The sequence below is a fragment of the Paenibacillus sp. FW101-FHT12H11 genome, from assembly GCF_058790355.1.
Genome location: NZ_JBYTCO010000004.1, coordinates 221602 through 234661 on the forward strand (window position 1 = coordinate 221602; position 13060 = coordinate 234661).

General features: G+C 46.9%; 8 protein-coding genes. 7 read left to right on the forward strand and 1 reads right to left on the reverse strand.

Annotated features, from left to right (window positions below; all coding sequences use genetic code 11):
- Positions 1–290: 290 nt before the first annotated feature.
- The 3 genes from AC3WTJ_RS14570 to AC3WTJ_RS14580 all read left to right on the forward strand — a co-directional run bounded on the left by AC3WTJ_RS14570 (position 291) and on the right by AC3WTJ_RS14580 (position 2921).
- Entirely contained in the window at positions 291–956 is a 666-nt protein-coding gene (locus AC3WTJ_RS14570; protein WP_492522383.1) for a TVP38/TMEM64 family protein, read from the forward strand.
- A gap of 41 nt (positions 957–997) precedes the next feature.
- Positions 998–1702, forward strand: coding sequence for a phosphatase PAP2 family protein (locus AC3WTJ_RS14575; RefSeq protein ID WP_492522384.1), 705 nt, complete (start codon positions 998–1000; stop codon positions 1700–1702).
- Positions 1703–1898: 196 nt separating this feature from the next.
- Positions 1899–2921, forward strand: coding sequence for an LLM class flavin-dependent oxidoreductase (locus AC3WTJ_RS14580; RefSeq protein WP_492522385.1), 1023 nt, complete (start codon positions 1899–1901; stop codon positions 2919–2921).
- 30 nt (positions 2922–2951) lie between these two features.
- On the opposite strand, the gene yxiS is transcribed toward AC3WTJ_RS14580, so the two are convergent.
- Positions 2952–3260 carry a protein YxiS gene (yxiS, locus tag AC3WTJ_RS14585; RefSeq protein ID WP_492522386.1) on the reverse strand — a complete coding sequence of 103 codons (309 nt, stop codon included), beginning with the start codon at positions 3258–3260 and terminating at the stop codon, positions 2952–2954.
- Positions 3261–3608: 348 nt separating this feature from the next.
- Between yxiS and AC3WTJ_RS14590 the strand changes: the two genes are divergently transcribed.
- The 4 genes from AC3WTJ_RS14590 (at position 3609) to infC (ending at position 12991) form a co-directional block, all read left to right on the forward strand.
- Positions 3609–4793 (forward strand): WG repeat-containing protein, encoded by a 1185-nt coding sequence (locus AC3WTJ_RS14590; protein ID WP_492522387.1) that lies wholly within the window; start codon positions 3609–3611, stop codon positions 4791–4793.
- Positions 4794–4841: 48 nt separating this feature from the next.
- Positions 4842–5993: a HupE/UreJ family protein gene (locus tag AC3WTJ_RS14595; protein WP_492522388.1), complete on the forward strand. Its 1152-nt coding sequence runs from the start codon at positions 4842–4844 to the stop codon at positions 5991–5993.
- A 266-nt stretch (positions 5994–6259) separates the two neighbouring features.
- A complete protein-coding gene (locus AC3WTJ_RS14600) occupies positions 6260–12364 on the forward strand; it encodes an S-layer homology domain-containing protein (protein WP_492522389.1) in 6105 nt (2034 codons plus the stop codon).
- Positions 12365–12505: 141 nt separating this feature from the next.
- Positions 12506–12991, forward strand: a complete 486-nt coding sequence (gene infC / locus AC3WTJ_RS14605; RefSeq protein ID WP_492522701.1) for a translation initiation factor IF-3 — start codon at positions 12506–12508, stop codon at positions 12989–12991.
- The last annotated feature ends 69 nt before the right edge of the window (positions 12992–13060 follow it).

The window sequence follows — 13060 nt, forward strand, 5'->3', positions numbered from 1 at the left end:
TACTTCGCACGGAGGGGAACTGTGGGACTCTATTTGTCCGTTTCCTTAAAGAAAACGGGATGAGGTGATCAAATAAGGCCCTGTAGTTCCGCATGAATGTGGAAACGGGCTGAATTTGATAGAATAGGGCCTCTAGTTCCTTTATCCTCGCACACTAATTCCAACCAGCCTCTTAGCCCCACGCAGAGGAGCCCTGCAGCCCAATAAGCAAAAGCGCCAAATTGTTGATATTGCCCCTTCGGTTTTGTAAGATGGAAGTCAAATAAGACTGTGCCGAAAGGAGGCAGCCCATGGGGCGTTCAAAGTCGCTTTGGTTATTAGTGGGATGGTTTCTGGCTGCTGGAGCGGGTTTGCTCGTTCTGCAATGGACCGGAGTATGGGCTCGCTTGGATTTAAGTCGAGTGACGGAATGGCTGCGGCATTCAGGGCCGTTAGGCGGGCTTTTGTACATTATTGTCTACACGCTGCGTCCTTTGGTGCTGTTTCCAGCAACGCCGTTGACACTGTATGGGGGCTATGTGTTTGGCGCTTTTTGGGGGACGATCTACGATATCATTGGAGCCGGTGCCGGTGCGATGCTTTCTTTTTATATAACGCGAAAATGGGGCAGAAATGGCTTTCAACGGATTTTACGCAATAAGAAGCTGCAATCTTTTGATCAGAAAGCCGAAGAGAAAGGGTTCATGGTCGTGCTGTACATGCGATTGATGCCTTTTTTTCCGTTTGACGGTGTCAGTTACGGGGCCGGGCTTTCCAAAATTCGTTTTTGGGACTACACATGGGGGACGCTCATTGGTATAATTCCAGGAGCAGTGGTCTATAACGTATTTGGCGCATCACTGCAAGACATTGGATCCGGTAAATTTTATGCAGCCGTTGGGATGTACATCGTATTTGCATTAATTCCGCTGCTGCTCAAAAAAAGACAGTCGATACGGGCTCGCAAACGGGCCTGACGAATAAGAAATCTAGCGGATCATCAGAGGGGAAAATCAGCATGCAGGGGAAATCATTATACAAAGATTTAGTCTGGGGGTTAGGGGCGGCATGCGTGCTGCTAATTGGCTTTGTTATCTTATGGCAGAGCCTATCTTCCAGCTGGTTACAAACATTTGATGCAGGAATTAGCAGCGCTATTCAGTCACTTCGAAGTGAAGCATTAACGCCGGCCGTTATCTTTATTACTACGCTCGGAAAAGCAAAAGCGGAAAGCATCGTCTTCGTAGTAGTTGCTGCAATCTTGTTGTTTAAATGGAAACAGAGATGGGAGACGCTTGTGCTGTTCATAGGTGTTCTGGCTACGTGGGGGCTTAACATCCTGATTAAAGGATTAATTGAACGTGAACGCCCTGCGGGACCGTGGCTCATTGAGGAGACAGGTTTCAGCTTCCCTAGCGGCCATGCGATGGTGTCTATTTTATTTTACGGATTGATAGGCTACTTGATATGGATCCATGTACGCAGCGGATGGAAGGCAGCATGGCTGGTACCGGTTGTGACTGTTGTATTTGTTCTGTGCATTGGAGCAAGCCGGATTTATTTGGGCGTTCATTACCCCAGCGATGTGCTGGCTGGATTCACAGCGGGCGGCGCCGCGCTAAGTGGATGCATGCTGGCCATTCATCGTATTACAGATCGTAAAGCTCGCGTGCAGCAAGGCATGAACCGGTCAAATCGGCCAGGCTACAATCATCCTGCATAGACGAGATGAGGTATTTTTACAAAAAAGTAAGGCATAAAATGATGCCAAAGCCATACACTTTTAGTAAGTAAGAGGATCACTAAAGACATAGTTCACATCGGGGACAACGCCTTCCAGGGGTTCGTCCTTTTTCTTTTGCTTCCAGGACGTTGTATAATTAACCCATCGGCAGATGACTCAGAAAGAAGGGATGACTATGCTGAAACTAAGTATTCTTGATCAATCACCGGTTTCTTCCGGTTTTACGCATAGCGATGCGCTGCAGCAGACGATTCAGCTGGCGCAGTTGGCTGACCGCCTAGGCTACACAAGATTCTGGGTGTCGGAGCATCATAACTCGCAGGGGCTCGCCGGCTCTTCTCCGGAGGTGCTGCTGTCGACTTTAGCAGCGCGCACAAGCCGCATTAGGTTAGGCTCTGGCGGCGTACTGCTGCCGCATTATAGCTCTTACAAGGTCGCCGAGAACTTCCGGATGCTCGAAGCGTTGTATCCGGGGCGTATCGACCTTGGCATCGGGCGTGCGCCGGGCGGCACGCCGCACACGGCCAAAGCGCTGAGAGGGGTCAGCGCCGATCTGTTCGAAGGACTTGAGCGGTTCCCGGCTCAAGTCACGGATCTGCTCGGGTTCCTCACCGATTCGGTGGAACCCGGGCACGTGTTCGAGGGCATCCGCGCCACCCCGATGGTGGCTGGAGTGCCCCAGGTGTGGCTGCTCGGCTCCACCGGGCAGAGCGGGGTGTACGCCTCGCAAGCAGGCGCAGCGTTCTGCTTCGCGCACTTCATTAACGGGGCGGGCGGACAACATGCGGTGCGCAGCTACCGCAGCTCGTTCAAACCGTCCGCGCTTAATGTCGTGCCGCAGGCGACGGTATGCATCTATGTGCTCTGCGCCGAAACGCAGGCAGAGGCGGAGGAACTCGCCGGTTCCATCGATTTGCGCATTTTGCAAATGGAAAAAGGCGAGTTCACCGGAGTGAAATCGCCTGAAGAAGCGGCTAGCTATGTTTACTCGGATTGGGATCAAACGCGAGTAAGGGATAATCGGTCCCGGATGATTATCGGGGATCCAGGGCAAGTTCGGGAACAGATGCTGAACTTGGCCGACAGCTACCAAGTGGATGAAGTCATGGTCGTTGCAGGTGGTTACCTGCCAGAGACGAGGCAGCGGACGATTGAGCTGCTGGCCGAAGCTTTTGATCTCGCAGCAATTAAGGTCTGATTTCCTTTAGGGTGTTAACGGTTTAGGGGGTTAACGATTTCGTTTGTTCCTTTTATCGATCTCCTGTGTCACGATGAACGCAAGTTCCTCGTTGCCGAAGAGAGACAGCACGCCTAATACGGTGTGATCCGCCACCTCGCCGGCTTCCTCTTTGGGAACCGTTAGATCGAGAGCCTGCTGAAGTGAGGCATTGTCCTCTTGATCCGGATAAGCAGCACGATAAAGCGCGGCCGGGTCCAAATCATGATTGATACACCACTGGGCAAAAACGAGAATCATCATATGCTCCTCGCGTTTATAGTTTTCGATCATCTGTTCTTCTAATTGTTTTTTATTCATGCTAGGGTAAACATCTCCTTCAACTACTTTTCGACTTAATGGAACGGATGGGTTCATTATAGCGAAAGATCAGGTGCAATCACAATGATTAAGAAAGACTTCGTTGCACGTTAGTATTGCATGGCATTTATAGTGGTACCACGAGCGCATTCGTCCCTTCGAATGCGCTCTTTTTGCATTTATTTCAGGTTCGGTATAGGGGTGCGGTTGCGTTGTTCCAGTTTTTGTCAGAATATGTCGAATTCCTTTACCAAAGCTTATCATGACGCTTATGCAGCCAAAACAAAAAATTAATAGAATGAAGTAGTAATCGTTTTTGCTCGTTACCTTCAGAAAGGATAATTAAAATTGAAAAATAGACAAATGAAGAAAAGTAACATATGGGTGCCAATTATCATTTTAATTATGGCAGCGATAATCATAGGTGTTTTGGCTGTAAACAAGAAGAACAATGAGAAGACATTATTATATCCGATACAGGTTGATGGAAAATGGGGCTATATCAATAAAAGTGGGAAGATCGTCGTAGAACCAACTTACGCATGGGCCGATGATTTTCATGATGGTGTCGCCGTTGTTCTATTAAATAATAATTCAGAGGGCAGCAAAGATTCGAGGGATCAAGATAGTGTAAAATATGGCGCCATTGATACTACAGGAAAAATGGTAGTAAAGCCGGATTACTCCTATATAACCAAGTATAACGAAGGTGTAGCTGGAGCGATTCAAGTAGATGCAATGACGTATGATCTTACCTATTTCATCTTGGATAGTAAGGGTAAGATTTTATACACGTTACCTCCTGAAATGCAGATCGTTTCTATGCTGTTCAATGGAACGGGTTTGCAGACGCAAAGTGAAGGTCTGATATTAGTGCAAGACGATAAAACCGAAATGTACGGGTACATTGACCGCTATGGGAAAATGATCATTCCAGTTCAATATCATGAAGCTAGCAGCTTTTCAGATGGCTTAGCTTTAGTAAAGGATGACAAGCATTACAACTATATCGACAAAACAGGAAAAGTGATGATTGACGCTAGTAAATATGTCTCCGGCAAAAGCTTCTCGGGTGGATTAGCAGCCGTAGCCGTGCAGAATAAGGATCGGTCCACTGTTGAGTACGGATATATTGATACAAAGGGCAACATGAAGATAGAGCCTAAATATGCAAGGGCATATGATTTTTCAGAAGGGCTTGCAAAGGTATGCGTTGGCGAAAGTATCAACCAATATTCAATAGGATATATAGATGAAACAGGAGCCTATAAAATTGGCCCTACTTTAAATGATAGCTATGATGAAACGCTGATATCAGAGGGCTTAGCACCCATTGCTGATGGGGCTGGCGGGTATATGAATAAAGAAGGAAAACTTAGTATTGCTCCGGTTATTACGAAAGATGAGAGCAATTATCTGAAACGCAATATGGCCGGAGAATTTAGAAGTGGAATTGCCAAAGTAAGCTTGTCCGATGGAAGGATTGGATATATCGATAGAATCGGAAAATATATCTGGAACCCTCGCAAATAACTGGTTTTCATCTATTGAACTTAATAATTTAATTACAGGAGGGCATATATGGCGGTTTGTAGATGGCGATTCTTTCTTTCAATTTTCATGGCACTGGTAGTGCTTCTGTCCACTGATCATCGAGCGGATGCTCATGCCTACAGCGCGACTTATTCGACATTGGAATTTTATAAATCCAAGACGGAACTTACTTATGCACTCGATGACTTATCGGTCATAGAGCTTGTAGGTGGCGATACCAATCATGACGGAACACTCGATTCAGAGGAATTCGCTGCAGTGGATCAGAAGCTGCTGACAGTTCTACAGAACAACCTCGTTGTGAAAATTAACGGAGAAGCCGCAGCGTGGCCCCAACTTGAGAGTTTCGGTATGTACCGAAAAAGGGCAATTATGAAGATCTCCTTCCCAGCGGTAGCGGCATCCCAGTCGATCCAGCTGACCGATCAGTTGTACTTAAATGACACAGCGAGTAATTACGTAAATCTGATGACGATTTATTATGGAAACCAGAAAAGTACAGCGGCAATCGCTGGTAACAACCGGACCTGGACGATGCAAATGGCGGAAAATGATTTCGCCGGATTGCAGTCGGGCGATACATCGCCTCAGCAGCAACAGCCTGAGGAGGAAGCTTCGTCAAGCAAGATGGACGGTTGGTTTTCTTTTTTCGTGTTGGGGATGAATCATATTTTATCGGGATACGATCATCTTTTGTTCTTATTCTCCTTGCTTATCGCAAGGCAAACGTTCAAGCAGTATGCGGGGACAATCACTGCGTTCACAATCGCGCATAGTATTACCTTGGCCTTGACGGTCACAGGTGTGATCCATATCTCCTCACGTATTGTGGAACCGGCCATTGCTCTGAGCATTTGTTATGTCGCTTTGGACAACTTGATTCGCAAGAAAATCAGCTATCGATGGGTATTGACCTTCTTTTTCGGGATGATCCATGGGATGGGTTTTGCGGACATCTTAACAGAAATGAACATTCCGAAGAGCGAATTGGCCGTTGATCTGATTAGTTTTAATGTCGGCATTGAAACCGTTCAGGTATTCATCGTTGGTCTGGTGCTGCCCGCGTTAGCTCTCCTTTATCGTTGGAAGCACTCGAGACACGTGGCTGTTGCCTGCTCCGCCCTGGCTCTGGTGCTAGGTGGACTGTGGCTTGTCGAACGGGTAGTTTCTAATATTTAACCATTATTTGGATTAATTATTAACCTTTGTTTAATTAGATTTTCAAGTAAACGAGATGACAAGTTGATCTAATAGGGACATTTCATAATGTCCCCATTAGGTATTGGTAAAACATCAACAATGTTTGTGAAAATATTTGCCCGAATGAAACAATCGGGGAGGCAGCGAGACAAATCGGGGGACATTTCGCCAACCTGCTGACTCTTTAGATCCTTTCATTTGAGCGAAGATTTTACAATAAATAAAATGAAACAAGGAGCGAGGACATGAAAGCATTAAAAAAAGCGCTGTGGCGTATAGGCATGTCAAGTTTACTATTAGTGAACTTGATATCGCCTGCTTTACCAGCTACAACGGCATTCGCCGCAATTAGCGGCAGCAATTCGGTTGAAAATCCACCGCAAAGTATTGTGGAAAAAACGGATATTGCAACCTGGAACTATACCAGTGCTGCGCAAGTTACTGCTGCGGCCCCAAGCTTTGCAGCAACAAGCGGTTATTATTCCAATCCAAGTTCAACTTTGCAATTATTTAAAAGTAATGCCCAAGTAACCTCAGGAGTAAGCTATGCTTCTGGAGGGATCTCAAACACTAATTTCAGTGGACAGATGGATAAAGGATATTGGATCATTAAGACTTCCACTGTTGGATTTAAGGATCTGATTTTTAATTATGGCACACGTTCTTCAGGAACTGGTCCTCGTGATCTTAATACAGAGTGGAGTACTGATGGAACAAGCTGGACTGTATTCGGAAATAAAGTTGCCGATACAGGCTATACCGTTAAAATTGAGAGTACGTCTCTCGAGCAATTTGGTATGACTTTGCCGGCAGAGGCAGCGAATCAAAATACGTTATATATCAGAATTATTCAGAAATCTGATGCTTCTGAAGGAAATGGTACAATCGGTACAGGTGGTACTTACACAGTTAACGGTCTTCAACTCTACGGAGCCAAAGATCCAGCGTATACGACACCTGCCGTAACAGCGTCGCCGGATACAACCGGTGCGATACTAGACGTTACACCCATTACTTTAACGAATACAGATACTAACGCACAAATTTTTTACACAACAGACGGTACGACTCCGGCGACAACAGCTGGCGGTTCCACTAAATTATACACAGCGCCTTTCACAGCTCTTTCCGAAGGCGGTTTTACAGGAACAAATCCGTTTGTCGTAAAGGCTGTAGCGAAGTCCCCGAGCCTTATGCCGTCCGATGTCGCTACATTATCCTTTAATCAGCAAACCATCACATCAAATGCCGATGCGAAAAAGCTTGATGCTGGGAAATACGCCTGGGTAAAAGGAATCGGTACGTACTCAACTGCCACTAATACTCTGTACGTGCAAGACGGTATGAATGCCGGCAGCGGTCTCGTTATTTTTAAATCCGGCGCAAATATCTCCTCCTATGTGGGCAAAGAAATTTATGTCTATGGGAAAGCAACGTTGTATAACGGCTTGATGGAGATTGTTCCAGATGATGTAACGACAAATATTGTTGTACGCAACGCTAGCCCGACTCTTCCAACTCCGACCAAAATCATGTTCAGCCAGCTTACTGACCGAACATACGAGGGCATGCTGGTCTCCTTCGATACGGTAAAGCTCAACACGGTTGGCGGAACAGCTCCAGGAACTCTTTATAATCACATAGTAAGCCAGGCAGGCATACAAACGACATTGCGCAGTAATGGTATTACTAGTGCAGTTGGCGTTTCAGGAAGCTATGTTAACATTACAAGGTCCATAGCCAGTTATTTCAACGGCGTACAGCTGCTTTCTACCGATGTTGCCGATCTCGTCGCTGTTCCAGCGCCGACCGTTGAATTTATGACATCTAGCGTACCTACCGGAACGACAATCCCACTTAATTCCAGAGTGACGCTTACCACACCAACAACAGTCGCGCAAATCACTTATAGCTTAAACGGAGGCGCTCCTGTAACTAGTGTGACAAATTCCGTTTATATTACAGTTGATGCATTCCAAAACGGAACAGCAACGATTATAGCAACAGCGTCAGACGGCTCCTATACAACGGCGACTCAAACTTTTACTTATACACAAAGCCAAGTCGCAAAAGTATTAGCAAGCCCAGGGAGTTCTGCGATTGATCCCGCAACACCCATCACTTTATCATCAGATACAGCGGGTTCAACGATCATTTATTCTGTATACAGGAATTCCTTTACTTCCACAGACGGTACTCTGGTGGGTACAGCCAATCAAACCTATACAGCTCCTATTACATTGGATGCTTCGTACTTCCCGGTAAGAATAGCTGCAAAGGCAACACTTCAAAACTATTTGGACAGTGCTTCTGAAGGTTTCTCCTATACGGCCAAGAAAGCGACCGGCGGCGAGAAGAACTATTACGGTTCACTTCACGCGCATACGATGAACTCAGACGGTCAAGGGACCTTGCCAGAGGCGTACGCTTATGCAAGAGACCAGGGCAAATTTGATTTCTTTATCGTGACAGACCACTCAAACTCTTACGATTCAGCAACTTATGACGTCACCAAGGATCAAAATATTAATAATTACAACACAACCAACGCTCCTTGGCTTGCCGGTAAAAAGGCGGCGATAGATGCAGCGACTCCTACTTACATAACCGACTACGGTTATGAGATGACATGGTCCGGCGGTCCAGGGCACATGAATACGTTTAACACAACAGGTTTTGTCAGTCGGAACAACGCGACTTTGAATAACAAAACAAATGATGGTGGCCTGCAAACCTATTATCAAATGCTTCAGAGTACGCCGGGCTCCATTTCACAATTGAATCATCCTGGAGCTACATTCGGTAACTTTGCCGATTTTGGTTATCACAACAATGCGATTGACGATAAAGTCACGCTTGTTGAAGCAGGTAACGGCGAAGGCGCTATCGGCTCAGGCGGATACTTCCGATCTGTCGACCAGTTTATTTTGGCATTAGATAAAGGATGGCACGTAGCCCCGACCAATAACGGCGATAATCATAAAAAAGGTTGGGGAACATCGAATACCGCTGGGACAGTCGTTTACACGAACGATTTTACATTGAGCGGAATTTATACGGCATTGCACGACCGTTCGGTATGGTCGACAGAAAACAGGGATTTGGATGTCACCTATCATCTGTCCGACGGGACGAACACCTACAGCATGGGTGCTATTTTGAATGCTCCCCCTGCGACTGCTAACATTACGGTAACAGCAGTGAATAAAAACCCAGGCGTAGCGACTAGTAATATCGCATCTGTCCAGCTGATAAGCTCCGGAGGAAAAGTTGTAGATAAGCAGACCTACTCTGGTGGAAGCAGTAACGTTAATTACACCTATTCAATGACGGCCCCTGCTGCCGGCTACTACTTCGCGATTATCACGGACAACCAAGGTTTTGTAGCTGTCACTGCACCGATATGGCTTGGTTCAGCGCCGAAGGTCGGAATCACCTCGGTGACCAACAGTTCAGTCATGCCTGTCACAACAGAGGCGTTGAATGTAACAACAAATTTCTTCAATAATGAAAGCACGCCTGTCACACTTAAATCTATTTCTTATACCGTAGAAGGAGATTCCGCAGCCAACAAATCGTATACGCCCGGCACAAGTATTGCGCCTTCCGGTGTCGCAAAGCATGAATTCAGTTATACACCGACGACTCCTGGAACCAAAACAGTCACGATTAGCGCTGTGCTTACGGTGGGAGGCGTTGATAAGACTTATACAGGGACCAATATGATGAAGGTCGTAGATATCAACTCCGTGTCGTATGTCGGGCTTGACGCCTCACACGGCAATGAGTACGTCAGCGGAGGCAGCTATCCGGATACAATGGCCAATATGATGACTCTCGCAGGTACAAATAGTGTGAGAGTTGTACAATTGAAAACGTCGGCGGAATTCATTGCCGCAACTAGCAATCCTAAATACAAAATGATCATTTTAAATGCTCCGTCTAGAAAAAGCGTTACGGCATGGCCGACTCCGGCAAATTACACGCCGGCAGAAATTGAGGCGTTGAAAGCATTCTCGGAAAACGGAAACACACTTGTCTTCGGAAATATCGCGGACTTTGGTGAATCCACAAACACGGATCCGTCTTCGCCGAAGAAACATATGTCCGAGCTGCAGAACGATGTCCTGACAGCTATTGGCTCCACACTGCGCGAAAGCGACGATGAGGTGATGGACGATGATAAAAACGGAGGACAACCATACAGACTGTATCCGACAGAGTTCAATATGGCTAATCCGTTGCTGCAAGGCGTCGTCGACGGACAGACCTACAGCCAATACTCAGGTTCAACCATTTACGCCGTAGACCCGGCGACAGGAGAGAGAACCTCAACGCTGCCGACAACGGTCAGCCCGCTTGTTTTTGGCTTCCCAACCACATATTCAGCTGAAACTGATAATGATAACTTTGGATATGGGACAACTAAAGCTACCTTTCCTTACATTACAGTCGGAACGAATAAAACCGATAAGGGAATAAGTAATTCTCAAGGGCTTTATATACCGAAATATGCAAATCCAAACAGCAAGATTGCAACAAACCCGGAAGAAAAAATGCTGGCGGCATCTGAAACTGTCACGCATCCGAACGGTAAAACTTCGCTTGTCGTCGTTGCCGGCGGATCATTCATGAGTAACTTTGAAATTCAAGTTACTTTGGACAATGCAGGGACACTGCCTTATGCCAACTATAATTTAATGGATAATCTTTATAAAATTGTTAATCCGATGACGATTACAAGCGTAGCCAACGCCAAGAATCTGCCGGATGGGACAGAAGTCATCATTGAAGCCACAGCGACGAGTGAGGTAAATACGCAAAGCACAGATCCTGATACAAACAAAGGCTTCTTCGACTCTATTTATGCGCAGGACGCAACGGGCGGTATCAACCTATTCCCGGTTGCCTCAGGCATACAAGAAGGACAGAAGGCAAGGTTTGAAGGTACGATCACGCATTATCAAGGTGAGGTAGAGTTGACGGTTAGCAAAATGACTGTTTTGGATCCAAGTATCCAAAAACTGGCGCCTACTACGCTTACGACAGCTGGTTCCATGTCATCCGCTAATACCGGAAACTTGGTGAAAACACAAGGCGTCGTGTCAAATATTTACAAAGACACAGACGGAACCATTAACCAATTTACGATTAATGATGGGTCCGGCCCGGCAATTGTCTTCATTAACGGATACATTACAAAGGGAACGGCGCTTCCGTTCGTTACAGACGGAGCAAATGTTTCCGTAGTCGGTTTGGCTTCTATCGGCGAGGTTTCCAGCGATTCGGATATGCATCCGAGAATTAGAGTCAGAGACCGTTCCGAGATCTTGAAGGTCACGTTAACTGATCCATCAAATCCATCCAATTCATCCAGCGGCGGCTCCGCTCCTAGCGGCACTCTGATCTCCTCTTCTAACGGAGGAACGGTGAAGGATAACGGTGTGACGATTGTCATTCCAGCTGGAGCGGCAAACACGGATTTCCGGGTAACGGTTGAGAAAGTAACGAATACCGATGAAATGCTGAAAGGCACTTCTGGTAAGCTAATCAGCGATGTGTTTGAGATCAAGAAAGATTTAACAGGCAACTTCACTGCTAATCTAACGATTAGCATACCGTTTGACCTGACTAAGGTAGATCTGACCAAGTCTGACGTGGCAGTCTACTGGTACGATGAGACAGCGAAGAAGTGGCATGCACTCAGCAACCCGAGCGTCGATAAAGACAATTCGACGGTTAGCGGCATAGTCAACCACTTTACGAAATTCGCCGTAATTGCAACAGATAAAAAGCCGACAGATCCAACGAATACCGGTTCTACAGGTAAAGGCACCCTGTCCGATATCGCCGGCCACTGGGCGGAAGCCAATATTCGCGAGCTCATTCAAGCTGGAGCGATTGAAGGTTATCCTAACGGCACCTTCGGACCGGATCATACGATTACCCGTGCGGAATTTGCATCGATTCTTGTCAAAGCATTCAAGCTTCAAGAGAAGAGCGGCAAAGGTTTTGCCGACACGAACAATCACTGGGCGCGCAAAGCAATTGAAACAGCGGCAGCCTATGACATTATCTCCGGTTACAGCGACAGCTCCTTTGGACCGGATGATCAAATCACCCGCGAACAAATGGCGGTGATGATCGTTCGTGCAGCCAAGCTGCCTGCAGCAGCTTCAGGCAATACATTCACGGATCGCAGAGCGATCTCGGAATGGGCGCAAAGCGCCGTTGCTTCTGCATCGGCTAGCCATGTGATCGACGGCTATAGCGACGGTTCCTTCAAGGCGCAAGCGAACGCTACGCGTGCTGAGGCCGTTACTGTTATCTTGAAAGCCCTCAAAAAGTAATAGCAAGCAGAATAAAGTCTCGGATCGTGAGCCTGAAGTTCCTTTATGGAGCGACAGGACGCGGTCCGGGACTTTTTTTCGTTACTCATTATGGTATAGTTTATGAGAAAAGGGTTGTACGTATAGGAGGTAATACGGTTGATGATTATGAATGAGAAAATCAAAGCCTCCGAGGTTCACGTCACGGGTATTCAGGGTGAAGATCTGGGTGTGATGTCCACGAAGGAAGCGCTGCTTCTGGCGAAGCAGTTGAAAGTCGACTTGGTGTGTACTTCGCTCATGAGCAGCCCGCCGCCGTGCAAATTAATTGGAGCGGGCCAGGCCAAGCAAGAAGCGATGCAGGAGAAACAGCAAGCCCGTAAGCGGGAGCAAGCGCCAAAGACGAAAGAACTGCGCTTAACGCCGCACATCGAGGATCACGATTTGGAAACGAAGCGCCAGCAGGCGGTACGAATCCTGCAAGGCGGAGATGCCGTGCAGTTGGTCGTGAAGATTTCGGGCAAAGAAGGCGCTCAGGCCAAAGCTTTGCTTGAAGATCTGGTGAAGGATCTAAGCGCTTATGGACGCAAGCAAACAGGCATTCAACTCAGCGGAAAGCAAGCTTCCGTACAGTTGGATCCTTTATAAGAAAAGCATGAACGCTCCTTTGTTCCGGAAGGAAAGAGACGTTCATGCTTTTTTTCGTTATAGGGAAAG